Source organism: Bacillus sp. ISL-47 (assembly GCF_018613175.1).
GTDB lineage: Bacteria > Bacillota > Bacilli > Bacillales > Cytobacillaceae > Cytobacillus.
Genome location: NZ_JAGGQS010000052.1, coordinates 21,562 through 47,620, shown reverse-complemented (window position 1 = coordinate 47,620; position 26,059 = coordinate 21,562). Strand labels below are relative to the sequence as shown.

The following is a 26,059-nucleotide window of genomic DNA, read 5'->3' as shown; positions in this document are numbered from 1 at the left end:
CCATAAAAAAAGTATAGCAAAAAAAAGAAAGTATTGGCTATAAAAATTTTAATAATTAAAATCTATTAACTTGCTCCGAGGAGGGCCCACTAGCCTCTGAAGCGCTCTGCGCCCGCTGGATCACCCATTGACTCGCATCTTCCGCTCCAATCAAAAGGTATAATATCAACAATGAGATTCAACAAAGCCTTATAGTTAGGAATCCAGCTCAATGTCTGCAGAATATACATGATGGACTTTCCCAGTGCTATCTTCAATCATCAACACTCCATCATCGGTAATTCCGAGGGCCTTCCCATAAATGCTGCCCGTAATCGTCCTGGCAGTGAGGTTCTTTCCAATGCTGACAGCGTAGCTCTCCCATAATAGCTTGATTGGATAGAAGCCTTTATCTAAGTATAGTGTATAAAGGTTTTCCAATTTACCAAGAAAAATTTTGATCAGCTCAGCTCTTGAAAGCTTTTCTCCTTTTTCAATTGATAAGGAGGTTGCAATGTGCTTAATCTCTTCTGGATAATCATCCGATTGCTGGTTAACATTGATTCCAATTCCAATTATAATTGAAATAATCCTGTCCGCATCCGCCTGAAGCTCTGTCAGGATTCCCGTTACCTTCTTGCCGCTCATTAAAATATCATTAGGCCATTTAATTTGCGGTGTCAATCCAGTAAGCTCTTCTATAGCCTGCACGACAGCTACGGCCGCGATCAGTGTAAGCTGGGGAGCTTTTGGAGGCGGAATATTTGGCCTTAGTATGAGACTCATCCATACTCCTGTAGATTTTGGGGAATGCCATCTGCGATCCATTCTTCCTCTGCCTGAAAGCTGTTCTTCTGCAATGACCACCGTTCCTTCGGGAGCACCTTCATATGCCAGGCGATGGGCAATTTTCTGGGTGGAATCGACACTCTCTTCATGATGAATATTGCGGCCGAGTTTTTTTGTTTTTAACCCCAGCCTGATTTCATCCGCAGTCACCTTTTCAGGCGTTTTTGTAATACGATAGCCCTTTCTTCGTACAGCTTCCAGCTCAAAGCCTTCCTTTCTCAGTTCCTCTATATGCTTCCACACCGCAGTTCGTGAACAACCGACTAAATCTGCCAAATGCTGTCCTGATAGATATTCTTCTTTGCTGTTTGTAAAAGCATCAATCAATTTTTTCCTAAGTTCTGATTGCACTTCATGAGCCACTCCCTTATGGATTCATTGCTATTTTTTAATTCACCCTTTAACACGGCAGTTTCAGCTTTTTCCAGCTCCGCTCTAATCCATGCCCCAGGAGGTTTGCCAAACCAGTCCATCAGATCATACCCTGTAAGCTGCAGCTCGCTGCTTTGCTTGATCGGCAACGAATTATACAGTTCTATGAGGCTTTCTGTATTTCTTTTTAAATCCGTTTGCTGCAGTACATTGCGGATCCTCTCGGCGCTTAGAAAAGATTCCTTCCCAGCCTGATAAAGAGAATAGCCATCCCATTCATTTCCGGATCTAAACCGGATCCATTTTAAAATGGATCGTATCTTTCTTATCTTCTTTACTGGCAGTTTCCAGCCTTTTAAAAAGGACTCGGCGGCAGAATGATTAATACCAAAAAGACAAACAAGGAAGCCCCACATTTCTTCTACTGTCAGCATGTCTGCATGATAATCTGCTGAGCTGAAAAGCTGCCTCTGGAAAGCTGACATTTGAGGAAGATATCTATATAACCCGGTTTCTCCAATAATTTTAAGAGCCTTCATACGATTCTTGCCCGCCAAAAGCTTTTCGAATTCAGCCAGCTTGCGTTCCACTGCAATTTTTTGAAGCAAATGAGCCAGTGATGATAAAGCCTCATAGGTTGATTTTTCAATATCGAATGAAAGCTGGCTAAAAAAGCGGACTGCTCTCATCATTCTAAGGGCATCTTCCGTAAACCTTTCTTCAGGGTTTCCAACAGTTCTAATTACCCTGTCCTCAATAGCCTTCTTCCCCGCGAAGGGGTCTATCAGCTGCCCATTCCTATCCATCGCAATGGCATTCATGGTGAAATCCCTTCTTTTTAAATCCTCCTCCAGAGACCTGATAAATTGGACTTCAGACGGCCTTCTGAAGTCCAGGTACTCAGCTTCAGTCCTAAAGGTTGTAACTTCATATGGAATGCCATTAAATAGGACAACAACCGTTCCATGCTCGATACCTACATCAAGGGTCTTTGAAAATATCGATTTCATTTCCTCAGGAGTAGCCGAGGTGGCGATATCGACATCGGCAATTTCCTTGTCCAGCAAAAAATCCCTGACCGAACCGCCGACAAAATAGGCCTCATAACCGGCAGACTCAATTTTATTTAATACAGGAATTGCCTGGAGGAATGCTTCTTTCATAAACCATCACCATTCTTTAGCAGTTCGTAATAGAACTCTTCATATTGGGAAACTATTCGTCCAGCACTAAACACTTCTTTTGCAAGGGAAATAGATTGTGAAGAAAACTTGCGGTGAAGGTTTTCGTCCAGAAGGAGCATTGTAGCTTTTTGGGAGATTTCATCAATATCCCCGAGCGTACATACATACCCGGTTTCTCCATCATCAATTACTTCAGGAATGCCGCCAACATTTGTGCCAATACACGGAACTCCGCAAGCCATTGCTTCCAAGGCTACAAGTCCAAAGCTCTCTTTTTCGGACAGCAGCAGCATTAAATCGCTGATGCTATAAAGCTCCTCCAGATTATCCTGTTTGCCCAGAAACAAGACTTTGCCTTTAAGCTTTAATTCATTGACAAGCTGGCATATTACCGTCATCTCCGGACCGTCTCCGACAAGAAGCAGCTTTGCAGGGACTTCTTTTGTTATTTTTTCAAAAGCTTTAACGACATCAGGCACTCTTTTAACACTGCGGAAATTAGAAACATGGATGATAATTTTCTCTTCCGGCCTAATGCCATACTCATCTTTCAGATAAGCTGAATCCGTTTTCCGGTAAACTCTTTCATCTATGAAGTTATAAACCGTTTTAATTGGTTTATCAGGTTTAATTAAATCGTAAGTTTGAGATATTAAGGCATTGGAAACGGCAGTAACCCCATCAGACTTTTCAATGCCAAAACGGATGGCATCAGTGAGGGACGGGTCGTATCCAAGTACAGTAATATCTGTCCCATGTAGTGTGGTCACAATTTTAATATCCTTCCCGCTCATCTGCTTTGCTAATATGGCACAAACAGCATGCGGGATCGCATAATGGACGTGAACTAAATCAAGATCCTCTCTTTTTATTACTTCTGCCATTTTACTGGCAAGAGCAATATCGTAAGGAGCATATTGAAAAACGGAGTATTGGTTTACATCTACTTGATGATAAAAGATATTATGGTACATTCTTTTTAACCGAAAAGGGAGGCTCGATGAAATAAAGTGAATCTCATGCCCCTTTTCAGCAAGCATTTTACCCAATTCGGTTGCCACAACACCTGAACCGCCTACTGTCGGATAGCAGGTAATTCCTATTTTCAGTTTCTTTTTCATAAATCTTCACCCAATAAATCCTTATTTAAAAGCAGAGGCTTATTCACTTTAAAGCCTTCTGCAAATTGAACTCCAGCCATTTTTCCAAAAAGGCTTTCCCTGGCCTGGACGGTTTCAATATAACCGTTGACCAAAGGTGTTTCGTATGATCCAGGGCTTTTAACAAACTGGCTTTTATAAGCCTCAAGGCTGGCTGTTTTTTTATCCATGAAAGATGAAATGTCAACCAGGAAGTCTGGAGTATGGAAGCCATTAATCATGTAAAAATACAGACTTTTCACCTTATGAGGAGGGTAGGTGCCTTCTGTCACAAATTTTTTGATTCCCGCCGAAAAGATAGCTTCCTCAACCAGGCGGGCACAATGGCCATGATCCGGGTGCCTGTCTTCCATAAAGGGTGCAAAAACGAGAGATGGCCGATATTTACGGATCACTTCCGCAATTTTAGTTATGTATTCCTGATTATAATATAAGCCCCTGTCAGGCAGATTAAGAGTCTCTCTAATCTCAACTCCCAAAAAATCCGCTGCTTTCCTGGCTTCTTTTTTACGGATGTCGACCGTTCCGTTTGAGGATAGTTCAGCCCTTGTCAGATCGCATATCCCTATCTTTTTTCCGTTGGATACATACTTGGCAATCATGCCGCCCATGCCGATTTCAACATCATCAGCATGGGCGCCAAATGCCAGAATATCCAGATTAGCGTGGTCCATTCATGTCACCTTTTTCTTCGCTTACAATTTTCCGCCAGGATAAATCTCCCCGTTCAAGGCCTTTTATTAATATCTCTGCAGTACCCATATTGGTTGCCAATGGAACAGCGTATACATCGCACAGGCGGACAAGTGCGGAAACATCTGGCTCATGGGGCTGAACAGTAAGCGGGTCTCTAAAGAAAAACACAACATCCATTTTTTTATTGGCAATGAGCGCTCCGATCTCCTGGTCACCGCCAAGTGGTCCCGACTGGAAACGGTGGATGTCCAAGCCAGTTTCCTTCATGATCCGTGCACCGGTAGTTCCGGTTGCATAAAGGATATGCCCTGCAAGTATGGACTTATAGGCAATAGCAAAACGCACAATATCATCCTTTTTCTTATCATGGGCAATTAAGGCAATATTCATGTTGGCCCCCCTCACTATTCCATAATATTTTCAAGTCCGTATACGAGAGTATCTATTTTTAATACAGTGTCCACTGCCAGCTTAACTCCAGACATAAAAGAAGCACGGTTATAAGAATCGTGGCGAATGGTTAACGTTTGACCTTCCGATCCGAACATAACCTGCTGATGTGCAATCAGCCCAGGCAAACGAACGGAGTGGATGTGCATTCCATCAAAGCTGGCACCTCTGGCACCAGGGATGGTTTCTTTTTCGTTTGGATGGCCTTGCTGCTTTTGCTCTCTGACATCCGCAATCATTTCTGCCGTTTTAACAGCTGTGCCGGAAGGAGCATCCAATTTTTGGTCATGGTGCAATTCTATAATATCCACGTCGTTAAAATATCTGCCTGCCATTTGTGAGAATTTCATCATTAACACAGCCCCAAGAGCAAAATTAGGGGCAATAATGCAGCCAATCCCCTTGTCGTGGCAAAGCGCCTCAAGCTCTTGCAGGTTTTCTTTAGAAAAGCCTGTTGTTCCAACTACTGGTCTTACCCCATGCTCAAGTGCTGTTTTCGTATGATGCATTCCCACTTCTGGAGTTGTCAGGTCAATCAAAACATTTGGTTCGATCTCTTGAAAGCAGTCTGCTACATCTGAATATACAGGAATTTGGCCAAACTCTGAGAACCCATCAAAGTCGCCAAGATAGCCTCCTCCATTTTTATGATCAACTACCGCGGCCAATTCATAGTAATCTGTTCTTTTAACAAGCTGAACAGCTTCCCTTCCCATTCTTCCGCGCGGTCCGGCTATTACAACTTTGACTTTATCCATTTAAATCTCTCCCTCTATTCTTCGATTCTTGTCCAGCGGTCTTTATCACGTGTATTAAACTTCTTCATAACCCGGTCGTGTGCTTCTTCCAGATCAATGTTCAGCGAATTGGCAAAACATATTAGAACAAAAAGCATATCTCCAAGCTCTTCTTCGATTGCCTTTTCTTCTTCAGTGGTTTTTTTCGGTTTTTCACCGTAATGATGGTTCACTTCCCTAGATAGCTCACCAAGCTCTTCGGTCATCCTTGCCAGCATTGCCAGCGGACTAAAGTATCCTTCTTTGAACTGGCTTATGTATGTATCTACCTCTGTTTGAAGCTCTTTCATCGTTTTTCTTGTTTGCATTTATTTCACCTCAGCTTTATCTTGCACTTATAAACGGAGATTTCCACTTTTCATGTTAGCTAAAGCTTAGCCCTATTACAAATATTTTTAATTAAAAATATTCCCACTGCCTATAACTGAGTGCAGCTTCCAGCCTTATTGCTCTTATAATCAATATCTTATATAATTAGATACGCTTTGGATTTGAGATATTTAGGTAGTGGAGGGATAAAATGCTTTATGGATTAAAGTTTAAAAATATCTTTTTTATTTTGCTGGGAGCAGCCATTTTTTCATTTGGCCTCGTTCATTTTAATATGCAAAACAATTTGGCTGAAGGCGGGTTCACCGGTATTACCCTGCTGCTTTATTTTCTTTTCAAATGGGACCCTTCCTACACAAACCTGTTATTAAATATACCTCTCTTTTTTATCGGATGGAAGCTCCTTGGAAGGAATGTATTTCTATACACGATTATAGGAACAGTTGCTGTCTCTGTGTTTTTGTGGATTTTCCAGCGTTACCAAATTGTAATGCCATTAAAAGAGGACTTGACACTCGCTGCTCTATTTGCAGGTGTTTTTATTGGGATTGGGCTGGGTACTATTTTCAGGTACGGCGGTACAACAGGCGGAGTAGACATCATTGCCAGGCTCACCCATAAATACGCGGGAGTAAGCATGGGTAAAACGATGTTCATTTTTGACTTCTTTGTTATTGCCCTTTCGTTAATAACTTATTTAGACTATCGCGAAGCCATGTACACCCTAGTAGCTGTTTTTGTCGGTGCTAAAGTGATTGACTTTATGCAGGAGGGTGCTTATGCTGCAAGAGGTGCCATGATTATTTCCGAACTGAATGATGCGATTGCTGATAAAATAATGAAAGAAATGGACAGGGGTGTCACTGTTTTAAAAGGCCACGGCTCTTTTACAAAAAAAGATCGGGAAGTACTATATTGTGTTGTCGGGAGAAATGAAATTGTCAGGCTTAAAAATGTCATAACATCCGTTGATCCACATGCGTTTGTATCAGTCACAGCTGTTCATGATGTACTTGGCGAAGGCTTCACATTAGATGAAAATAAAAAGCCCGTTGAACGTTAAATTTTTACTAAATATGAGATGTCCATATAGGGCATCTTTTTTAAATGAAAAGGCTTTGTTATACCCGGCTGTTTATTTCCGCTCCGCAGCCGCTTTCCGCGGGCAGTCTGGGAGCCTGCCCGGCGCATGAAGCGCCAGTTTGGTCACCCTATGACTCACACTTCCCGCAGGACATTGGGTAAGCATCCTCGAATTAATACCCCACGAAGGAAATACGAATGCATTTTCGAGAATCTCATGCCTTCCGCTCCAATCAACAGGGTGCTAAAAACAACAATAAGCTTTTTATCAGAGCCAAAAATAAAAAGCCGGCTTACTGAAAGCCAGCTCCCTACTCAGATCTTGTCATTCCTGTGTATATAAGGATTAAACGAAGCAATTCAAGTACAGCTACCGCCGCTGCCGCAACATAAGTCAATGCAGCCGCGTTTAAAACCTTTTTAGTTTCCCTTTCTTCATCATTTTTGATAATTCCCAATGAAACAACCTGGTCCATCGCCCGATTTGAAGCATTATATTCCACCGGCAGCGTAATAACCTGGAAAACTACAGCTGCTGCCATGAAAATAATCCCCAATAAAACCATGCCGCTCATCCCTGCAAAAAATCCTATCATAATTAAAATCCAGGAAAAGTTTGACCCGAGATTTGCTACAGGCACCAATGCATGGCGAAAACGCAGAAACGCGTACTCCTGTTGATCCTGGATCGCATGCCCTACTTCATGTGCAGCTATGGCAGCTGCAGCCACAGAATGTCCATGATAATTTGTGGCTGAGAGCCTAACCGTCTTCGATCGCGGATCATAGTGATCTGTTAAGTGTCCGCGGGTTTCTTCAACTCCTACCTGATATAACTCATTAGAGTCCAATATCTTTCTTGCTACCTCAGCACCTCTCATTTGGGTGGATGATGGGACCTTCGAATACTTGCTATATGCTCCCTTTACTTTCATTTGCGCCCAGAGAGGGACAATAATGATAATCGCAAAATAAATGAGATATCCTCCCATTCTCTACCCTCCTATCAAGCTGATCATGGTGTCCGGCATCAGCACATTTTAAAACAGAAACAGGAAACAACAGAAATCTTTTCTAATCATTTCCCTTATTCCCTGTTTACAAAACTGCCACATTCCTAAAAACTTGGCTGAAGCTGTTAGAGTAAAAATATTGTATTTTGCGCGGTACTTCACAGTCAATCCTTCAGCTCTCTGGCCCCCGATTCTTCTGTCTTGCTTTATCTCCCTTGTATTTTCTCCAACCAACGTAAGATAATGTAAGGATGATTATACTTCCTGTCGAAATAATCACCCACCAAAGGGAAGGATCTGCTTCATCTTCTGTCATTTCATCAAAGATTGTCTGCAGATCACTCTCTAATGCCTCAAGCTCCTGCTGGCTGGCCTGCTGTGTTAGAACTTGCGGGCGATAATGATCAATAAAATTAATGCGTGCGTTTAATTTTTGAACCCGCTCTGCATCTACATCTATTTTCATGCTTGGATAAATTACCTCATATAATGATAAAAAGGAATTCAAATTCAAATGAAAGTTTTCATTATTTCCCCTATATGCTGCTTCCTTAACATCCGCAAAAACTGTCATAATGGGCTTTTCCATTTCAGTCCATAAAGGCTGATAATTAGATGAAATCGCGTCCATCACCAGCCTGAACTTTGTCACGTTATTCAACCTTTCATCATGACTCATGGATGCATTTACGGTAGCTTGTACAGCATCATTATGTGAAACCGTAACGATACGCAGTTCATCCATCGTAAAAGGCCTTTCTTTCCCGTTAACAGCCACGAATTTCTCGGAGAAATATTCAAGTAGCTTCTTTGCGTCCTCATACCGGTGAAGCTTAACCATTTGCAGTGCTTCATCGGATAATTGATCCAACTTATCTATGTGTGAGGTCTTATCTGCAAACCCTTGTCCAGGCAATAACATTAAAATAAAAACTAAGACTGCGATTAATTTCCGCCTCATTTACTTGTCCCCCCTCAAATTACTACTAGATATGTATGAAAAGGAGGACAAGGTTAGACCAGAATTATACATACAGTCCATCATAATTAATTATTAAATATAATTAGGCTAATTCGCTATTTCGAGGTTAAATCGATTTTTTCTTAATACTAAATAATAAGCTACACCTAAAGAAAAAATACTCAGCCAAAACGTAAAGTAGCCAATTTGGGGTGTGTACAAGTTCAAAATTGGATAACGTGGAAGCATAAAAAAGACATAATCGATTACATCATTATGAAGTGTCCAGACTCCTGTTAAAACAAGGTGCCATGTTTTAAACCTGTAGAAAGGAGCATATAATACGCCTTGAATGGCCATAGCCCCGTGTGAAAAGATTAGCATAAGCGCAGCTGGATCCATATCACCTGTCACCTGATAAACAAGCAAATTCATGACCACAGCCCATATTCCATACTTAACTAAAGTCACAATCGCCAATGCTTCAAGCAAAGGCCAATTCTTGCCTATCAAAAAAGCAATCAGGACAAACACAAAAAATAAGCTGGCAGTCGGGCTATCCGGAACAAACAGCAGAAAAATAGGAGGTGTATCAACAAGCTGCCACTTGTACCAAATATATCCGTAAATCGTACCCGCCGTATTTACAATCAACAGCAGCATTAACATTGCTCTACTGCCCAATAAAGGATAAATCCACTTCATTTTTGCTCTCCTTCTCTAACTATCATTTTATTTCATTATTTTACCATAGCACATTATATATAACTATCAACATAAAAAAGAAGCTGACATTTGCCAGCTTCTTTTTATTATTTACTTTCAAGGCCAGAAATGAATTCTGCCATTTTTTGAAGTTCTTCATCAGTGCCTTTGAACATACCGGCAGGCATTGCACCTTTACCGTTTTTAGCAATATCTGAAATTTCTTCAGGTGTTAACCCAGTGTCAACAAGGGCAGGTGAACCTGCACCACCCTGAAGGTCTCCACCATGGCAAGAAATACAGCCATTTGCTTCAAAAATCTTGTAGCCTTCGTCTTCTTTATCGAATTCCACTTCAGCTACAATTTTACCTTGTTCTGCTGCAGCTTCCCAGTCATGGTGAGCAACAGACTCCCAAGTCAAATAAGTAATACCCGCTAATGCCAACAGCATAAATCCAGTAGCTAATGGACGCTTAGATGGACGGCGTTCAGGTCCGCGGTCAATAAATGGAGCAAGCATTAAAGCTCCAAATGCCAGTCCGGGAATAATGAACGCACCAATAGCATTATAAGGTCCTGATGCATAGCTATACTTCAGCAGCTGGTATAGGAACAAGAAATACCAGTCAGGCAGCGGAATATAAGCTGTATCACTTGGATCAGCGATTTTTTCTAATGGCGGCTCATGCGCAATCGTCAAACTGAGGAAACCGATAAGGAAGACAGCTCCAACCATCCATTCCTTTAGCAGGAAGTTTGGCCAGAATGCTTCCGTTTTACCTGGATATTCCGAATAGTCTTTCGGGATATTCGGTTTGCGTTCAGCAGGAACACGAGAGTCACCTACGAATTTCATACCTTTACCACGATGCATTGGGCGATTTCCCCTCCTTTTTTATAAATAGGAAGTATTTCATTTTTGAACTTTTACGGCTGTCCAGCTGCGAGCCCTATTGGCTCGGGGGACTTGCCGCCGATAAGCGGGGTCTCTCCGCTCTTCGTTTATCTTATAACGGTCCAGAAATACCTTGTTTACGGATCATTATAAAGTGGGCAGCCATTAACCCGAATAATGCAGCCGGAAGGAAGAATACATGGATTGCAAAGAAACGGGTAATAGTTTGTGCGCCGACAATGTCAGAATGACCGGCAATAAGTATTTTCAGATATTCCCCAATTAACGGAGTAGATTCTACGATCTGGATTGTTACTTTTGTTGCAAAAAGGGCTTTCATATCCCAAGGCAATAAGTAACCAGTTAGTCCAAGTGCAAGCATAATAAAGAAAATTAGCACTCCGACGATCCAGTTCAATTCACGGGGCTTTTTGTAAGCTCCCTGGAAGAAAACACGTAACGTATGTAAGAACATCATTACGATTACCAAACTTGCTCCCCAGTGATGCATTCCGCGGACAATTTGTCCAAATGCAACATGGTTTTGAAGGTAATACACAGATTCCCATGCATTTTTAATATCCGGAACATAATACATTGTCAGGAACATACCGGATAAAATTTGAATTACTGTAACGAAGAACGTCAGACCGCCAAAACAGTATACAAACGCAGAGAAGTGATGCGCAGGGTTAACATGTTCAGGCACTTCATGGTCAGCAATATCCCGCCAGATCGGCGTAATATCTAAACGCTCATCTACCCAATCATAAATTTTGTTTAACAATTATTACGCCTCCTTTCGCGGTTCAGCCTTGCCTAAATACAAAAAGCCGTCTTTTTCTGTGTAAGGAAATACATCAAGTGCTGCAATCGGCGGTGTACCTGGAACGTTTGTCCCATCCTTTGTATAAAGGCCGCCATGGCAAGGGCAATAGAAATGATCAGGGTTTGATTTGTCAGTATTCCAGTCGACTACGCACCCTAAATGCTTACAAACTGGAGACAATGCAACAACTTCACCCTTTTCATCCTTATAAACCCACGCAGTGCCTGTAACTTCGGATGTGTACCAGGCATCCTGCTGTTCAAAAGTGTAATCAACCCTTGTTGGCGTTTCGGTAATTTCCGACACTTTTTGCTTTGTTGGAATATAATCACTTTCTCCAGCTGCCTGCAATACAGGATCGACCGCAAAACGGACCATCGGCATTAACATGCCAGCTGCCATGAAACCGCCTACACCAGTAAGTGTATAGTTTAGGAATTGACGTCTAGAAACTCGATTTTTGCTCATACTTTTCCCCCCTCTATTATGAAGTTAAGTCCAACGGACAAAATTCAACACAATATAAAACTAGGACATAACAATGATATATCAATCTTTATGTAAGGTCAATATAATCCTTTGGCGAAACATGTAAATGGGGTGACTTAAAATTCACACTATTCACCATTTTGCCATTTTTGCACAAACAAGTTAAGAAGCTGCTTCACTTGATCCTCCAAAATTGAATTTTTATAGTTTTCATCCATGTGCTCAAGAGGCAGAGATGGCAGCCATATTACCCCGCCCTCTAAACGATCTTCAAGCGCCTTCCACATGCTGTCCGAGGTTAAATGGAAAATATGCTTAAATCCTTGGGATTTCAACTCTGCTTCCCATTCACTTAAGCCGCTTACAAGCTTGTCCTCTGAAGCTGATTTTAAATAAGCATACCCAGGGAGCATAATGAGGCGGCCTCTAAATTGCCGTTCAAGCTGCACACTGAGGAGAGATATGAATTCAGTCATGGCGACTGACTGTTTTATATCATCGCCGAATGAAACCGGAAGCAGGGGCAGTACAGCAGTATCTACATATTGTTTTTCTTTCAGGAACATATCGATGTCCTGTGAAATCCACTTCATTTTATTCACTCCATTACAGTATTTTACCTATTTACTATATCATTATCCGCAGCTATGCAACAAACCAGAAACTCCGAGTGGGGATGGGGGATTACTATTCGATTTTATCAGGTAAAAAAGCTCTGTTGAACTTTTCTTTTAATTTCCTCTAAGAATCTGGTATTCCGCGGGAGATTCAGAACCCTCTCCGAGGTAATGACAGGTCTCCCTCTGTCCCGCGGTTCGCTGAACATCCTGGAGCTGAAATCAACCACTCCTCACTACTTGTTTAAAAAGCAACAAAGTTTACGAAATAACCATCAAAAAAGAGCAAAATAAGAGCCCTGCTTTTGAAAAAGCAAGGCTTAGGTTGTTTCCAATTTATTTAACTGCTGGGTTAAGATACTGAAAGCTTTTTTATCCTGTTTATCCAGCGCCTCATCAATTAACTCAAGAAGCTTTTCCCTTCTAAATTTCTCCAGGCTTTCAGTCAGGAATCTTTCAGCAATCAGCCGATCCTTTTCACTGATTTGCAGGCTTTTTGGCATAAAAGGATTTTCTTCCATAACTGCAGCATACTGATGAGCCTTATTGGAAGCGTGGAAATTAAGCTGGATGTAAATTTCCTCATCTCGATTTAACCTGATATCATGGAACGATTTTTCAGCATCTGTTGTCATTACATTCTCTTTGTAAAAACGGAAAGGGACTTCATCCACACAATGGGTGGACATGATCAATCCGCGCGGGCAGTACTGTGCCTGCTCCACAAAGTGCACTTTTTCCATCAGCTGGTCATGGCTCATCAAATAATTGAGGATCCAGACACATTCCCTTCTTTTCAGCTGATAATGATTTAAAAACCAGCGTATAAAGTCTTTCTTCTCGTTGACAGATACAGGGGTCGCCATTTTTGATTCCCTCCTCTGCTTACAAACAAATTTGGCAAAACTGAGTTTTCAATAAGTCAGCCCTCCAACGAGGAAAAACACTTCTTGTTGCCAAGCTTCCTTATTTAAGCAAGAAAATCATCCGTAAGTCTTTGCAGAACATCCTGATATTCTTCATTGCCCGGTTCCAGTTTGATTAATGTATTAAAAATTTCGGCAGCATCTTCCCTTTTTCCTTCCTCAATTAAAAAATATCCGTAATCGGAGAGAAAATCCGGCTGCTGTTTAAAGAAAGTATATGCAAGCTGGTATTTGTTTAATGCCTCTGAATATTCTTCAATATTTTGATAGGCAATAGCAGCATCCCACAAAAGCTGCGGTTCTTCTTCATTATGGTCATTCATCATATTTACAATTTCGATCACATCTTCAAATCTTTCCTGCTGAAGCAGGATTTTATTTAATGTAATGGCAGCCTGAATGTATTCAGGATCAAGCGCGAGAGCCTGCCTGAACATATCTTCAGCCTCTTTTTCATCACTATTCTTCAGAGACAATTTGCCTCCATAATAGAATAGCTCCTTATTGAATTCATCCTGCTTAATGCCTTCCTTAACAGCTTCCAGACCCTTAGCAGCCTCTTCTTCCCGCTCATGAGCCTGGGCAAGATATAAATACAGAGAATGATATTCAGGATCAAGCTCTTTTAGTTCAGTGAATTTTTCGATAGCTGTCCGGTTAAAGCCAGCCTGAAGTGCTGTGAAAGCATAACTGAACAGAGTATTGATTTCGAGTTTGTCCTCCAGCGCTTTTTCGTAGTACGGGAGTGCCTCTTCAAATGCTCCTCCAGCGCTAAGAACATCCCCCATTCTTTGGTTAACATTAATGCCAGCAATGTTTTCCTCTTTTTCCAGGACCTTTTCATAAACCCGGATGGCTTCAAGAAATTTTCCTTGTTCAGCATAAAGCTCTCCCAAGGCAAAATCTACAATAACCTCTTCCGGCAGGATATTTTTGGCTTTTAGCAGTTTTTGTTCACTAACCTCGAATAAGCCGTCCATTTGATAAAGATCGGCTAGCAAAAGCAGTGACTGCGGATAACTGGGATCTTGCTCATTTATTCTTTCTAGGACGAGGATTGCTTCCTCCTCATTTCCAAGATCTATATGTGTCTCCGCTAATAATACAAGCAGTTCCCCCTCTTCGGGATAAGCTTCAAGGAGCCGTTCATATAGTGCTTTTGCTTCTTCAAGGAAACCATACTGAAAGAGTTCTTCAGCCAGCAGGAACCTTTCCTCATGCGAACCGCCAAGCAGGATTTGCTGGTAGCTCTCCAATGCTTCTTCATGTTGACCGTTTTCTAATAGAGTAATGATTTTATTTACTTTATCCATACTAAATTCCTTTCGAATGCTAATCGTCTATTTTAAAGTAAGCGGGTGTATTAATTTTAATATGATCGCCAAATCCGGAACGAAAAACAACTTCTTGTCCCGCCCGGACCACTTTTCCTCTTTGGACAGTAACAGCAAGTGTATCTCTATGATAATGAAACAGCTCCGATTCTTCAATGGTAAGGCCTTCGCTGGGCTTCAAGTATAAATTATAGGTTGCCTCACCGCCCTGCTGAATATTGCCCTTTAACGGATAAATTCCAGCCTTAGAAAGGATCGTGCGGGAAAGAGGTTCATGCTCTTTCAGCTCGTCCGGCATGGAAGGAATTTTCTGTTCCTTCATCAATCTGTCCCATACTCTTTTAATTCTGCTTTTCTCCTTTTCATTCCTTCCTAAAAAAACAGGGGCAAGCGGGCAATTATAAGGAAACATGGACTCACGTATCCACCCCCAGGGAACTTGTTCCAGCTCCTGGGTATCCCTGACCTCAACGAACACAACAGGCACCCTCTCCCTCTTGCACTTTCTCATAAAAGAAGGAGTCAATAAACGAACTGGAATCCTTACTCCAATAATATAATCAATCGGACTGCTTAACAAACGTGCCCTAAGGCCTTTAATATCACTCTTCATCGAGTATTCATGTTTAACAGCAGCAGCAGTAAGGAAAGCCGTACATCCTTTAAGTATGAACTCCTTGATATAATAGTCCTTCAACTCTAAAAAAGGCTTTTCCAGAGGAATTTCTGTATCCAGGACAATAAAACCTGAAGTCATGATAAATGGGGCTGCATCCATTCTGGTAAATTGAAACCTTTTCAGTTCAGGCTGCATCAAAGAAAATTCATTAGTCTTGACTAGCAATGATACCTTCTTGAGCTTGTCTTCCTTTAAAATATTCGCATTCTCAATTATATAAGTCATAAAACCACCCTCTAAACGGTCTTATGACAAGCTATGTATTTTTCCAGAAAATATGACTATTCAATAGAAAAAGAGCTGCGGATGAACAGCCCTTTTTCTATGTTTTATAGTGCCATTTTTACTTTGGTTTGTTAAAGCCTATTTTTGAAAATGTTCTGTTGATTAGATCGGAAATCAACAGGCAAATAAGAAGGTCTTTTATTTTAAAAGGCTTTCGAAGTGCTCAAAAAAAGAAGGATAAGAAACGGATATAGCTTCTTTCTGATGCAAGTGGACTTCACCGCTGGAAATAGCTGCTGCTACTGCAAGCATCATCCCTATTCTATGGTCACCGTGGCTGGATACTGTCCCGCCTGATAACGGGGATTTCCCTTTGATGATCATTCCATCCTCAGTGGCAACAATATTGGCCCCAAGCTTTAACAGTTCATTTACAACCGTATCAATCCGATTGGTTTCCTTTACTTTGAGTTCCTCTGCATCTTTAATTACCGTATCTCCTTCTGCTTGTGTAGCCAGCAGCGCAATAACGGGAATTTCATCAATCAGGCGGGGTACAAGGTCTCCCTCAATAACTGTTCCGGTAAGGGAAGATGTTCTAATCGTTATGTCTCCGGCAGGCTCTGATGAACCATTTTCATATGGTTTTATACTGATGTCGGCGCCCATTTTTTGCATTACGTCAATAATGCCTGTCCTTGTTGGGTTTAAGCCGACGTTTTTCAATCTGATTTCACTTTCCGGTACGATAGCTCCTGCGACCAGGAAGAACGCAGCAGAAGATATGTCTCCTGGAACATGAATCTCTGTTCCTGTTAACGTTTGGCCGCCCTGAATTCGGATTGTGTGTCCGTCTGTCTCAATTTCCCCGCCAAACTGTCTAATCATTCTTTCTGTATGATCGCGGGTCTTTACGGGCTCGATTATAACCGTTTCTCCGCTTGCCTGCAAGCCTGCGAAGAGCAGCGATGATTTAACCTGTGCACTTGCAACAGGCAACTCGTAGGATACACCTGCTAATTGTCCGCCATTAACCGAAAGAGGCGTATACTCGCCATTCTTTCTGCCGTTAATTTCGGCACCGAATAAGCTTAACGGTTTGGTCACTCTTGTCATAGGCCTTTTCGCAATAGACTCGTCACCAACAAGCACAGAATGGAAAGGGCGGCCGGCAAGGATCCCCATCAGCAGCCGGATTGTCGTACCGGAATTGCCTACATCCAAAATATCTGCAGGTTCCTGCAGCCCTTCTAGCCCCCTGCCGCTAACTGTGACCTGATCGTCTTCCTGTTCGATATAGACGCCAAGCTTACGGAAGCAGGAAATGGTGCTTAAGCAATCCTCGCCCAATAAAAAATTGGTTATATTGGTCTTTCCTTTTGCTATCGCTCCAAACATAATGGAGCGATGGGATATCGATTTATCCCCGGGTACTGCTATTTCTCCTCTTAATCCTTGTAAATTTGTATTCAGCTTCGCTGGATTCATATTATCACCCTTTAAACTGGTTTAAAGAAGGCCATCCCCTGATCCTCTTTATAGTCCGATAGTTGTTTCATAGCTAGTATATTGCTCTATACATCCAATTGCACGTTCACGGTCCTCATCTGTTTGAAAACTGATTACCAGGACTCCATAAATCTCTTCCCTTGTCTCCAGGATTCTTATATTAGTAATGCTTATTTCTTCTTTCGCCAAGTATCCCGTAATCTCGGAAATGACACCAGGATAATCGGGGACATCTACAAAAAGATCATAAAATGCCGGAATTGCCCCTTTTTCTTTTTGCGGCAATTCATCCCTGAATCTTTTAGCCCGGGAAAAATATTCAAAAATGCCAGCACTATTTTCTTTGTTCAGCATTTTTTTCACCTTCTCCATCTCTTCCTGCCATTCCTCCATCAAGCCCAGAAGAACTTCTTTATTCTGAAGCAGGATATCTCTCCACATGGCAGGGCTGCTAGATGCAATTCTCGTAATATCCCTGAATCCGCCTGCTGCCAATCTTGGTATAAGTGTTTGGGTGTGGCTCGTTTTTTCTGCCTGATGGACAAGAGAAGCGGCAACCATGTGAGGAAAATGGCTGACTATTCCCGTAATATAATCATGTTCTTCCGGTGAGATGGTTAAAAACTTCGCTTTTGTACCTGAAAGCCATTCCTTTAGCTTGGCAATCTCAGTATCTGAAATATGCTCGTCTGGTGTTAACAGATAAAAGGCATTCTCAAATAACAAAGCTTTGGCTGCCGTTACACCGCTCTTATGAGATCCAGCCATTGGATGACCGCCAACAAATGTGATGCCCATTTCTTTTAGGACTTTGGCACAGCACACAATCTCCTTTTTGGTGCTGCCGGCATCCGATATGATAACAGTTTCCTTCAATTTGCATTCTTTTAACATATGTATGATTCTTTCTGTTTCCTGTACAGGTGCAGCTATTAAAATCAGGTCTGCTTCTGAAGCTCCCTCTTCAATCGTAAGTGCAATTTCGTCCACTACGCCAAGCATTTCGGCCAGACGGGACTGCTCTTTATTTACATCATGGCCAATGATGACTGATTCTCTGTGAGCTCTTTTTATGGACAACGCCAGAGAACCGCCAATTAACCCAAGGCCAATTACAAAGACTCTTCCTCTCATCCCCTCACCGCCTTTTTAAAAATAATTCAGAGGCATGAAGATGCCTCTGAATAAATGGGTTTTTCTATAAAATGGAGTAGATCCATTGCGGAAAATTTATATCATAACGCAGCAGCCTGTTTAGCCAGGTACTGTTCCATTGCTTTAAGGACACCTTCGTTTTGCTCCCGGGAACCAACAGTCACACGGACAGAATCCGGGAAACCAAGAGCTTTACCAGAACGGACGATATATCCCTTTTCAAGAAGGAACTGAAACACTTCGTTCGAATCAGCATTAAAATTAATTAAAATGAAGTTTCCTTGTGACGGGAAGTATTGAAGTCCGTGCTTCTTGCAAAAAGCATAAAATTGTTCAAGGCCTTCACGATTTTTTTGCCTGCAGCTTTCGATAAACTGCTGGTCGCCAATAGCTGCAGCTGCAGCTGCCTGAGCAAACTTATTTACGTTAAACGGCTCCCGTACAGGCTCCAAAGCTCTAATTGTTTCAGGATTTGCGATTCCATATCCCACCCGAAGGCTCGCTAATCCGTAAATTTTTGAAAAAGTGCGCAGCACAATCAAGTTTTTATATTGGCTGATTAAATCAAGTGCATGATAGTAGTCATCGGCTACTACATATTCATAGTAAGCCTCATCAAGAACAACCAAAATGTCTTCAGGCACTTTTTTCAGGAAAGATTGCAATGAAGATTCATTAACATAATTCCCTGTTGGATTATTAGGGCTGCAAACCCACAAGACAGCGGTATTTTCATCAATAGCAGCCAGCATTGCATCAAGGTCATGTTCGCCATTCACCAACGGAATCTCCCTGATTTCAGCACCTTCTATGACAGCATTATGCTTATATTGCGGGAAGGTCGGAGCAGCCATAACGGTGTTTGTATCCGGGCCAAGCAATGCTCTTGAGATCATTTGTATGATTTCATCGGAACCATTTCCAAAAATGATCTGCTCTTCTTCGACCGACAAGTGATTCGCCAAAACCGTACGCAATTCAGTAGCATATCCATCTGGATATAGCGCAAAAAATGAAGGGGACTGATTCATTGCGAAAAGAACTTTTTCCGAACATCCAATTGGATTTTCATTAGAAGCAAGTTTCACTATTTTTTCCAGCCCATATTCTTTTTTGACTTGATCAATTGATTTTCCCGGCTGGTAAGGAGTTAAATTCAGAAGCTGTTCCTTCCATTTCATACAATTCCACCTCTTAATATTTACTTTTACATATTATCGTATTAAAGTAAAAATGATATGCTCATATATCTGAAAAGCGCAAGGCGCCCGCCTTTCGGTGCAAAGCTTAAGGCGAGCGCTGGCAGGAGGCATTCTTTGCCTTCAGAAGCGATTGACTTAAGACCTCAAGCCGATGGCGCCTGGAGCTAGACAGTTATCAAAATTTCACAGTTAAACTTATTACCATTTAACTCTCCGGTAAGGAGAGTCCTATGTTGTGCTGATTGTTTTAAGATCGGGACGAAGCTGGACTGCCTCACGCAAATAAATATGGTGAATATTCTGCTGCGGAGAGTCTGAATTAACATGCATCATAACTCTAATACATTTCGGCAGAGACCCTTCAACTGGTATTTCCCTCATGCACATCACAGGAACATATGTCCATCCTTCTAATGACCGCATCGCCTTTGCCGGAAAGGCTGCTGTCAGTTCTTCTGTAACAGAGATGAATACGGACGCTACATCTTCTGCTTCTATTTTATTTTTCAGTATCATTTCCCTAACAAGCATCCCAGTTGCCTCAATAATCTCAGATTCATTATTTTCTTCAACGGTGACGGCTCCCCTCACTCCTCGAATCACTTGCAACACCTCCAAAAAACGGTATAGAGCGTCTCTATTCTGTCATCCCAAGCTCTTATTCTCAGCTCAAGGCAAAGTCAACCTTGCTGCTTCGAAAAATTTTCTAGTTCTTTTAGCAACAGTTCATCAGAAACTTCGTATAATACCGGCTTCCCTATATCCTGTAATAAAACAAACCGGACTTTTTGGCCTTCTGACTTTTTATCCTGCTTCATGCGTTCCAGAAGACTTTGATGTGATAGCTCTTGTGGTAAGGTAACCTGATACCCAAGAGCAGACAGCCAGTTTTTGAATTCATTAATTTCGAATGTTAAACCGAATATCTTTCTGCTTAATTCCAGAGCAAAGATCATCCCTACAGCAACGGATTCCCCATGTGTCCACTCTCCATAGCCTTTCTCTGCTTCAATGGCATGGCCGAGTGTATGCCCAAAGTTTAAAAAAGCGCGTACCCCTGACTCTTTTTCATCCTGAGCAACTATGGCGCCTTTTATTTCTATCCCCTTTGTAAGGATCAAGCTTAATTCCTCACTCGGTATTTTTTCAAGAGAATGAAACTGCTCCTTCAGATTTGAGTAGAATTGAATATCATGGATCAAGCTATGCTTGATCACCTCTGCAAATCCGGAACGTTTCTCTTTTGGAGGCAAGGTACTAAGAAAATCCAAATCATAAAACACTGCGGAAGGCTGATAAAAGGCCCCAACCATGTTTTTGCCTGACGGATGATTAATTGCCACTTTCCCACCTACCGCACTATCATGGGCCAGTATAGTAGTAGGGATTTGAATAAAAGGAATTCCTCTCATATATGTGGCTGCGACAAAACCACCCAAATCGCCGACAGCTCCACCGCCAAATGCCAAAATGAGTGATTTCCTGTCAAGCTTGTGTTCTAATGCAAAAGTTAAACAATTATAGTACACATCAAATGTTTTTGCCTTTTCCCCGCTTGGCACCGCGCAGATGCACGCATCAGTGCCCTTAAGTTCTAACTCTAGTGCGGGTAGGTGAAGATCCCGAACGGTTTCATCTGTTATGACCATTAAATTTGTCATAGACGGATAGGCCTCTTTAATAAATGTGCTTAATCTGCCAATTGCCCCAGAACCTATAAAAACAGGATAGGTTCTGGTATCTGTCTGGATGGAAACACTATTCATTAAAACTCCCTCACAAATTTTCTTTGTTCTTCAACTGATGCTTTTAATGTTTCAAATCTGTCTGAGTAAAATTGATCCACAAGTGCCGAAGCGAGTTCCCATGCAATCACATTTTCCGCTACCACTGCTGCTGCCGGAACAGCACAGCTGTCTGAACGCTCAATGCTTGCGGAAAACGGCTCTTTCGTTTCAATGTCTACGCTTTGGAGAGGCTTATATAGTGTAGGGATGGGCTTCATCACACCTCTGACAACGATTGGCATTCCGGTTGACATGCCTCCTTCAAAACCGCCAAGGCGATTTGTTTTGCGGTAATAGCCTCTTTCAGGATCCCACGCAATCTCATCATGGACCTCACTGCCAGGCTTTCTGGCTGCTTCAAATCCAATGCCGAATTCAACGCCTTTAAAAGCATTAATACTAACCATTGCACCTGCCAGCTTGGAATCAAGCTTGCGGTCATAGTGTACATAGCTTCCAACTCCAGGCGGCATTCCTTCAACAATCACTTCCACAACTCCGCCAATGGAGTCACCATTTTCTTTCGCAGTGTCAATCGCTTCCATCATCTTTTGCCCGGCATCCGGGTCAAGACAGCGAACCGGCGATTCTTCCGTAATTTGTTTTAATTCTTCTAATGTGGAATATTCTTTTACTGAGGAAGCAACTCCGCCTATTTCAATGACATGTGCTGCAACTTGAATCCCCAGCTCAGATAACAATTTTTTGGCAACCGATCCGGCTGCGACTCTTACTGTAGTTTCCCTTGCAGAAGATCGCTCAAGAACATTTCTCATATCCCTGTGCCCATATTTAAGGGCTCCGTTTAAATCTGCATGCCCTGGGCGCGGACGGGAGATCTTCCTTTTTACCTCTGTCTCATCTTCCGGATTTAGAGGTTCCTGGCCCATAATCTTGGTCCAGTGCTTCCAGTCATTATTCTCTACCACAAGGGCGACTGGCGACCCCAATGTATAGCCATGCCTGATGCCGCCAGTTATTTGGACGGTATCCTTTTCAATTTGCATCCTTCTGCCTCTGCCATAGCCTTTCTGGCGTCGGGCCAATTCTTCATTTATATCGGAATCAAGCAGCGGCATTCCGGCAGGCAACCCTTCTATTATAGTGGTCAGCTGCGGTCCGTGAGATTCACCAGATGTAAGATATCTCAAAACTCTTTCCCCCTTCAACTCATTAAAGGATTATGTACCAATATAACATAATGATAAATATAAGAATAGATAAAATTTGAAAATTCCTATAATATTTTATTTCTTCTTATGAATGGAGCCATTTTAACACGTAAAGGAACATACTACAAAAAATGGAGGGGCTTAGGTCCTCTGTGGGTAATTTGAGTGCCACTGGATTGTTTTAGAATGTAAGATGGAGTCCAAAAAAAAGTAAGATCAAAAAATTATTTTATAAATCAGCGAAAACTTCTATTATTTCAACGAAATTAAATAAGAGGATGACATCAAATCATCCTCCATACTCGGCTTTTCTATTAAAGCTTTCTGTAAAAGAAGGTTTCAGCAGACTCAAAATGATAACGCCCAGGATTGAAGATTTGTTCTGTGCTGCCAACAAAGAATATACCATCCTTCTTTAATGCACTGCTAAATTTATGATAGAGACCATCCTTTGCCTCTTCCGTAAAATAAATTAAGACATTCCTGCACACAATTAAATCATAGGGTCCTCCAAAATTATCAGCAAGCAGGTTTTGTTTTTTAAACATTACTGTCTTCTTGATGTCATCAGATATTTTATAAAAACTTCCTTCGCGTCTAAAGAATCTTTGTTTCATAGGTTCAGGGACTTCATTCAGAGATCTTTCAGGATAGATGCCCATCCTGGCCCGCGCAAGGGCATTTTCATCAATATCCGTTGCAGTTACCTTAATTTGTGATAATGGCAAAAATTTGGATAAAATCATCGCTATTGTATAAGGCTCTTCACCCGTCGAGCAAGCTGCACTCCAAATCCTGGGAGCCTTGTTTTGTTTAAGAATCCCTGGGAGAATATTTTTTTCCATCACCTCCCAGCGCTTGGCGTTTCGGTAAAATTCTGAAACATTAATGGTCATCCGATCTAAAAACTCGTTCAGTAATTCCCTGTCCCTATTCATTCCACTATAAAAATCTTCAAAGGTTTTAAAACCTTTTTTCTCGTAAAGAGAGGTCAGCCTTCTTTTCATTTGTGCTTCCTTATAAAGTGAAAGGTCAATCCCCGTTTTTCTTTTAATATTTATGATAAATTCCTGATAATCCCGCTCCATGGTTTTCTCCTCAAATTTAGCTCAATGAGCAGCGGTGCTGCACCGTCTTTTTCCCCTTGATGCTTTCCGGTCCTCTAAACGGATTTTTGTATTCGGTTACAAAAAAAGCACTTGTCAGCGACAAGTGCTTTTTTCACATTAGTTAATCCATTCATTCATTAATTTAGTATATTCCACTTTTTCCTCTTCTTTGAAGAATAGACCGATTTCACGTTCTGCACTTGCAGGTGAATCTGAACCATGGATAACATTTTTCCCTACAGTGATGCCGAAGTCTCCGCGGATTGTTCCAGGAGCCGCATCTTTCGGATTAGTTGAACCCATCATTTGGCGGGCTGTTGCAATAACATTTTCACCTTCCCAAACCATAGCAAAAACAGGGCCGGAAGTGATGAAGTCTACAAGTTCGCCGAAGAATGGACGCTCTTTGTGCTCTCCATAATGCTCTTCTGCAAGCTCTTTGCTAATGCTCATAAGCTTACCGCCAACAAGCTGGAAGCCTTTCTTTTCGAAACGGGAAACGATTTCACCGATTAAATTGCGCTGTACTCCATCAGGTTTAACCATCAAAAATGTTCTTTCCATTTAATTCCACTCCTAAAACATATGTATAGTGATTAATCATTCTCTGACAATCCACGAAAATATTAACATTGTTTCGACAATTTAGCAATAGAAATCTGGAAGCGCTTTAAAAAAAGGACATAAAAATGCATGATTCCCGTCTATCCAGCCGGATTTCAATGCAAGTGATACGGAACAGCTAAAAAACAATATACACGGTTGGGCACCATCGGAGGAGATAGGTGCCCTGGTCTGCTTTATTAGAATTTTCTCTTGCCAATAAACTTGGCAATATCCCGCAAAGCCTTCTTGGACTTGGATGGCGGAAGCTCTTCCAAAACCTCCAAAGCCTTTTGCAGATACATGTCACTTATATGAAGAGATTTTTCAATTGCACCTGAATCCTTAACCAGTTTAATGATTTCCTCAATATCCGAACGCTCAGTTCCATCGTGAACTTTGATGATTTCCTCGCGAACGGCCTTATCTTCCATAGCAAAAAGGACAGGAAGTGTTATATTCCCCTGGTGAAGATCTCCTCCCGCAGGTTTGCCGAGCTCCTTTTCCGTTCCGATAAAATCAAGGACATCATCAATAATTTGATAGGACATGCCGACAAAATAACCAAATTTGAAAAGCTTCTTATGTATATCATCTTCCACATTTGCTGCAATGGCACCCAATTGGCAGCTTACAGCTATCAGCATTGCCGTTTTTCTTTTTATTCTCCGAAAATAAGTCCTTACATTTTGGTCGTAATTATACTTATCTTTGATTTGCTCAATTTCACCGATACATAGCTCAACTAGTGTATGGGACAAAATTTTATGTGCATGCGGGTTTTCAACATTCGTTATTAATTCGAGAGCACGCGCGAAAATATAGTCGCCTGTATACATGGCGATCTTGTTGTCCCACTTCGCTTTGATAGTCGGCTTGCCGCGGCGTATCTCTGCATCATCAATGACATCATCATGGACAAGAGATGCCATATGGATAAGCTCCAGTGAAACGGCCACATTTTTAATTTTATTAATATCGTAATTTCCGAATTTTGCTGCAAGCAGGACAAAAACTGGGCGAATTCTTTTCCCCCCGGCCTGCAGTAAATGCAGTGATGCCTGATGCAATAGGGGAGACTCTGCTTTAATTGTCTCCTCCAACTCGTCCTCTATCACATTTAAATCTGAATTCAAAAATGAATACATCATTTTCAATTTCATTTTCCAACTCACCCAGCTTATCAATCCCGTCTGCTGTTTACTGCATTGTACAATGAGAAACATTCAGAACAAGTTATTATTTTTGTTTAGTTCCAATGTGTACAGCTGCCACTCCGCCGCTATATGGCTTATATGTGACATTCTTAAAACCTGTTTCCTGGAACATTTCCGCCAATTCTCTCATTCCAGGGAAATCTCTTGCAGATTCCTGCAGCCAAGAATATTCATTAAAGCTTTTGGCAAAAAGTTTGCCGAACATCGGCATAATAAAACGGAAGTAGAAATAATAGGCTTGTTTATAACCGAGCATAGTGGGCTGTGAGGTTTCCAGACACACTGCTATTCCGCCAGGTTTTACAACACGGTGCATTTCTTTTAATACCTGCATGTAGTCGGGGACATTCCTTAGCCCGAAGCCGATTGTCACATAATCAAATGAATTATCGGGAAAAGGCAGATCCATGGCATTTCCATGAACAAGTTCAACTTGTTCAAGCTTCCGTTCTTTAATTTTTTCCTCACCAATTTTCAGCATGTTTTTGCTAAAATCAAGCCCGACTACTTGACCATTGCCGCCAACAGCTTCAGCAAGTGCAATGGACCAATCAGCTGTGCCACAGCAAACATCGAGGGCTTTCGATCCTTTTTGGACATTCATTTTTTTCATGGTATCCTTGCGCCATCTGAGATGCTGCTGAAAACTAATAACTGAATTCATTTTATCGTAGTTGCCATAAATCTTTTCAAAAACACTATGAACTCGCTCTTCTTTTGATTGCTGCATA

General features: G+C 41.6%; 28 protein-coding genes. 1 reads left to right on the top strand and 27 read right to left on the bottom strand.

Annotated elements, in window-relative coordinates:
• Window positions 1–195: 195 nt before the first annotated feature.
• Genes J7I93_RS17875 through J7I93_RS17845 form a run of 7 tightly spaced genes read right to left on the bottom strand, consistent with a single transcriptional unit; the run spans window position 196 to window position 5,795 of the window.
• The gene (locus J7I93_RS17875; protein ID WP_214727266.1) at window positions 196–1,179 is read right to left on the bottom strand and encodes a biotin--[acetyl-CoA-carboxylase] ligase; all 984 of its coding nucleotides are present in this window, start codon (window positions 1,177–1,179) and stop codon (window positions 196–198) included.
• Window positions 1,152–2,363, bottom strand: a complete 1,212-nt coding sequence (locus tag J7I93_RS17870) for a CCA tRNA nucleotidyltransferase (protein WP_214727265.1) — start codon at window positions 2,361–2,363, stop codon at window positions 1,152–1,154. Before J7I93_RS17870 ends, J7I93_RS17875 begins: the two co-directional genes overlap by 28 nt.
• Window positions 2,360–3,505, bottom strand: a complete 1,146-nt coding sequence (gene bshA, locus J7I93_RS17865; RefSeq protein WP_214727263.1) for an N-acetyl-alpha-D-glucosaminyl L-malate synthase BshA — start codon at window positions 3,503–3,505, stop codon at window positions 2,360–2,362. The genes J7I93_RS17870 and bshA overlap by 4 nt, the downstream gene beginning before the upstream one ends.
• A complete protein-coding gene (gene bshB1 / locus J7I93_RS17860) occupies window positions 3,502–4,218 on the bottom strand; it encodes a bacillithiol biosynthesis deacetylase BshB1 (protein WP_214727261.1) in 717 nt (238 codons plus the stop codon). Before bshB1 ends, bshA begins: the two co-directional genes overlap by 4 nt.
• Complete coding sequence (gene mgsA / locus J7I93_RS17855; protein ID WP_214727259.1) at window positions 4,205–4,630, bottom strand: methylglyoxal synthase; 426 nt, start codon at window positions 4,628–4,630, stop codon at window positions 4,205–4,207. The genes bshB1 and mgsA overlap by 14 nt, the downstream gene beginning before the upstream one ends.
• Before the next feature lie 14 nt (window positions 4,631–4,644).
• Window positions 4,645–5,448 carry a 4-hydroxy-tetrahydrodipicolinate reductase gene (gene dapB / locus J7I93_RS17850; RefSeq protein WP_214727258.1) on the bottom strand — a complete coding sequence of 268 codons (804 nt, stop codon included), beginning with the start codon at window positions 5,446–5,448 and terminating at the stop codon, window positions 4,645–4,647.
• A 14-nt stretch (window positions 5,449–5,462) separates the two neighbouring features.
• A complete protein-coding gene (locus tag J7I93_RS17845; RefSeq protein ID WP_214727257.1) occupies window positions 5,463–5,795 on the bottom strand; it encodes a nucleotide pyrophosphohydrolase in 333 nt (110 codons plus the stop codon).
• A gap of 212 nt (window positions 5,796–6,007) precedes the next feature.
• Between J7I93_RS17845 and J7I93_RS17840 the strand changes: the two genes are divergently transcribed.
• Window positions 6,008–6,880 (top strand): YitT family protein, encoded by an 873-nt coding sequence (locus J7I93_RS17840; protein ID WP_214727256.1) that lies wholly within the window; start codon window positions 6,008–6,010, stop codon window positions 6,878–6,880.
• Between the two features lie 331 nt (window positions 6,881–7,211).
• Here J7I93_RS17840 and J7I93_RS17835 read toward each other — a convergent pair whose 3' ends face one another.
• The 20 genes from J7I93_RS17835 to menG form a co-directional block, all read right to left on the bottom strand.
• Window positions 7,212–7,892, bottom strand: a complete 681-nt coding sequence (locus J7I93_RS17835) for a zinc metallopeptidase (protein ID WP_214727255.1) — start codon at window positions 7,890–7,892, stop codon at window positions 7,212–7,214.
• 193 nt (window positions 7,893–8,085) lie between these two features.
• Window positions 8,086–8,874, bottom strand: coding sequence for a sporulation protein YpjB (gene ypjB / locus J7I93_RS17830; protein ID WP_214727254.1), 789 nt, complete (start codon window positions 8,872–8,874; stop codon window positions 8,086–8,088).
• Window positions 8,875–8,982: 108 nt separating this feature from the next.
• Window positions 8,983–9,579, bottom strand: a complete 597-nt coding sequence (gene lhaT, locus J7I93_RS17825; protein WP_214727253.1) for a lipoprotein heptaprenylglyceryl N-acetyltransferase LhaT — start codon at window positions 9,577–9,579, stop codon at window positions 8,983–8,985.
• A gap of 107 nt (window positions 9,580–9,686) precedes the next feature.
• Window positions 9,687–10,454, bottom strand: a complete 768-nt coding sequence (locus J7I93_RS17820; protein ID WP_214727252.1) for a menaquinol-cytochrome c reductase cytochrome b/c subunit — start codon at window positions 10,452–10,454, stop codon at window positions 9,687–9,689.
• A gap of 133 nt (window positions 10,455–10,587) precedes the next feature.
• On the bottom strand, window positions 10,588–11,262 hold the full coding sequence (gene qcrB / locus J7I93_RS17815) for a menaquinol-cytochrome c reductase cytochrome b subunit (RefSeq protein ID WP_009332736.1): 675 nt from the start codon (window positions 11,260–11,262) through the stop codon (window positions 10,588–10,590).
• Window positions 11,263–11,265: 3 nt separating this feature from the next.
• Entirely contained in the window at window positions 11,266–11,772 is a 507-nt protein-coding gene (locus tag J7I93_RS17810; protein ID WP_214727251.1) for a Rieske (2Fe-2S) protein, read from the bottom strand.
• 149 nt (window positions 11,773–11,921) lie between these two features.
• Window positions 11,922–12,386, bottom strand: coding sequence for a YpiF family protein (locus J7I93_RS17805; protein ID WP_214727250.1), 465 nt, complete (start codon window positions 12,384–12,386; stop codon window positions 11,922–11,924).
• Between the two features lie 344 nt (window positions 12,387–12,730).
• Complete coding sequence (locus J7I93_RS17800) at window positions 12,731–13,276, bottom strand: ReoY family proteolytic degradation factor (protein WP_214727249.1); 546 nt, start codon at window positions 13,274–13,276, stop codon at window positions 12,731–12,733.
• Window positions 13,277–13,380: 104 nt separating this feature from the next.
• Entirely contained in the window at window positions 13,381–14,649 is a 1,269-nt protein-coding gene (locus tag J7I93_RS17795) for a tetratricopeptide repeat protein (RefSeq protein ID WP_214727248.1), read from the bottom strand.
• Window positions 14,650–14,668: 19 nt separating this feature from the next.
• Window positions 14,669–15,574 carry a hypothetical protein gene (locus J7I93_RS17790; RefSeq protein WP_214727247.1) on the bottom strand — a complete coding sequence of 302 codons (906 nt, stop codon included), beginning with the start codon at window positions 15,572–15,574 and terminating at the stop codon, window positions 14,669–14,671.
• Window positions 15,575–15,772: 198 nt separating this feature from the next.
• Window positions 15,773–17,062, bottom strand: a complete 1,290-nt coding sequence (aroA, locus tag J7I93_RS17785) for a 3-phosphoshikimate 1-carboxyvinyltransferase (RefSeq protein WP_214727246.1) — start codon at window positions 17,060–17,062, stop codon at window positions 15,773–15,775.
• A 48-nt stretch (window positions 17,063–17,110) separates the two neighbouring features.
• Entirely contained in the window at window positions 17,111–18,217 is a 1,107-nt protein-coding gene (locus J7I93_RS17780) for a prephenate dehydrogenase (protein ID WP_214727245.1), read from the bottom strand.
• A gap of 101 nt (window positions 18,218–18,318) precedes the next feature.
• Window positions 18,319–19,419 (bottom strand): histidinol-phosphate transaminase, encoded by a 1,101-nt coding sequence (hisC, locus tag J7I93_RS17775; protein WP_214727244.1) that lies wholly within the window; start codon window positions 19,417–19,419, stop codon window positions 18,319–18,321.
• 249 nt (window positions 19,420–19,668) lie between these two features.
• Window positions 19,669–20,043, bottom strand: coding sequence for a chorismate mutase (gene aroH, locus J7I93_RS17770; RefSeq protein ID WP_214727243.1), 375 nt, complete (start codon window positions 20,041–20,043; stop codon window positions 19,669–19,671).
• Window positions 20,044–20,120: 77 nt separating this feature from the next.
• Entirely contained in the window at window positions 20,121–21,206 is a 1,086-nt protein-coding gene (aroB, locus tag J7I93_RS17765; protein WP_214727242.1) for a 3-dehydroquinate synthase, read from the bottom strand.
• Window positions 21,206–22,378, bottom strand: coding sequence for a chorismate synthase (gene aroC / locus J7I93_RS17760; protein ID WP_214727241.1), 1,173 nt, complete (start codon window positions 22,376–22,378; stop codon window positions 21,206–21,208). The genes aroB and aroC overlap by 1 nt, the downstream gene beginning before the upstream one ends.
• A 335-nt stretch (window positions 22,379–22,713) precedes the next feature.
• Window positions 22,714–23,487 (bottom strand): CheR family methyltransferase, encoded by a 774-nt coding sequence (locus J7I93_RS17755; protein WP_214727240.1) that lies wholly within the window; start codon window positions 23,485–23,487, stop codon window positions 22,714–22,716.
• 138 nt (window positions 23,488–23,625) lie between these two features.
• Window positions 23,626–24,072, bottom strand: coding sequence for a nucleoside-diphosphate kinase (gene ndk / locus J7I93_RS17750; protein WP_110064231.1), 447 nt, complete (start codon window positions 24,070–24,072; stop codon window positions 23,626–23,628).
• 239 nt (window positions 24,073–24,311) lie between these two features.
• Window positions 24,312–25,274, bottom strand: coding sequence for a heptaprenyl diphosphate synthase component II (gene hepT / locus J7I93_RS17745; RefSeq protein WP_214727239.1), 963 nt, complete (start codon window positions 25,272–25,274; stop codon window positions 24,312–24,314).
• Window positions 25,275–25,350: 76 nt separating this feature from the next.
• Window positions 25,351–26,058 (bottom strand): demethylmenaquinone methyltransferase, encoded by a 708-nt coding sequence (gene menG, locus J7I93_RS17740; RefSeq protein WP_214727238.1) that lies wholly within the window; start codon window positions 26,056–26,058, stop codon window positions 25,351–25,353.
• Window position 26,059: the final 1 nt, after the last annotated feature.

Coding starts and splice junctions, on each gene's coding strand:
- J7I93_RS17820 (WP_214727252.1), bottom strand. CDS start 10,454: ATGCATCGTGGTAAAGGTATGAAATTCGTAGGTGACTCTCGTGTTCCT.
- J7I93_RS17810 (WP_214727251.1), bottom strand. CDS start 11,772: ATGAGCAAAAATCGAGTTTCTAGACGTCAATTCCTAAACTATACACTT.
- mgsA (WP_214727259.1), bottom strand. CDS start 4,630: ATGAATATTGCCTTAATTGCCCATGATAAGAAAAAGGATGATATTGTG.
- J7I93_RS17780 (WP_214727245.1), bottom strand. CDS start 18,217: ATGAGAGGAAGAGTCTTTGTAATTGGCCTTGGGTTAATTGGCGGTTCT.
- J7I93_RS17795 (WP_214727248.1), bottom strand. CDS start 14,649: ATGGATAAAGTAAATAAAATCATTACTCTATTAGAAAACGGTCAACAT.
- menG (WP_214727238.1), bottom strand. CDS start 26,058: ATGCAGCAATCAAAAGAAGAGCGAGTTCATAGTGTTTTTGAAAAGATT.
- hisC (WP_214727244.1), bottom strand. CDS start 19,419: ATGAAATGGAAGGAACAGCTTCTGAATTTAACTCCTTACCAGCCGGGA.
- J7I93_RS17845 (WP_214727257.1), bottom strand. CDS start 5,795: ATGCAAACAAGAAAAACGATGAAAGAGCTTCAAACAGAGGTAGATACA.
- lhaT (WP_214727253.1), bottom strand. CDS start 9,579: ATGAAGTGGATTTATCCTTTATTGGGCAGTAGAGCAATGTTAATGCTG.
- bshB1 (WP_214727261.1), bottom strand. CDS start 4,218: ATGGACCACGCTAATCTGGATATTCTGGCATTTGGCGCCCATGCTGAT.
- J7I93_RS17870 (WP_214727265.1), bottom strand. CDS start 2,363: ATGAAAGAAGCATTCCTCCAGGCAATTCCTGTATTAAATAAAATTGAG.
- J7I93_RS17840 (WP_214727256.1), top strand. CDS start 6,008: ATGCTTTATGGATTAAAGTTTAAAAATATCTTTTTTATTTTGCTGGGA.
- J7I93_RS17800 (WP_214727249.1), bottom strand. CDS start 13,276: ATGGCGACCCCTGTATCTGTCAACGAGAAGAAAGACTTTATACGCTGG.
- ndk (WP_110064231.1), bottom strand. CDS start 24,072: ATGGAAAGAACATTTTTGATGGTTAAACCTGATGGAGTACAGCGCAAT.
- aroB (WP_214727242.1), bottom strand. CDS start 21,206: ATGAATAGTGTTTCCATCCAGACAGATACCAGAACCTATCCTGTTTTT.
- J7I93_RS17755 (WP_214727240.1), bottom strand. CDS start 23,487: ATGGAGCGGGATTATCAGGAATTTATCATAAATATTAAAAGAAAAACG.
- J7I93_RS17790 (WP_214727247.1), bottom strand. CDS start 15,574: ATGACTTATATAATTGAGAATGCGAATATTTTAAAGGAAGACAAGCTC.
- aroA (WP_214727246.1), bottom strand. CDS start 17,062: ATGAATCCAGCGAAGCTGAATACAAATTTACAAGGATTAAGAGGAGAA.
- bshA (WP_214727263.1), bottom strand. CDS start 3,505: ATGAAAAAGAAACTGAAAATAGGAATTACCTGCTATCCGACAGTAGGC.
- J7I93_RS17835 (WP_214727255.1), bottom strand. CDS start 7,892: ATGGGAGGATATCTCATTTATTTTGCGATTATCATTATTGTCCCTCTC.
- hepT (WP_214727239.1), bottom strand. CDS start 25,274: ATGAAATTGAAAATGATGTATTCATTTTTGAATTCAGATTTAAATGTG.
- dapB (WP_214727258.1), bottom strand. CDS start 5,448: ATGGATAAAGTCAAAGTTGTAATAGCCGGACCGCGCGGAAGAATGGGA.
- ypjB (WP_214727254.1), bottom strand. CDS start 8,874: ATGAGGCGGAAATTAATCGCAGTCTTAGTTTTTATTTTAATGTTATTG.
- J7I93_RS17805 (WP_214727250.1), bottom strand. CDS start 12,386: ATGAAGTGGATTTCACAGGACATCGATATGTTCCTGAAAGAAAAACAA.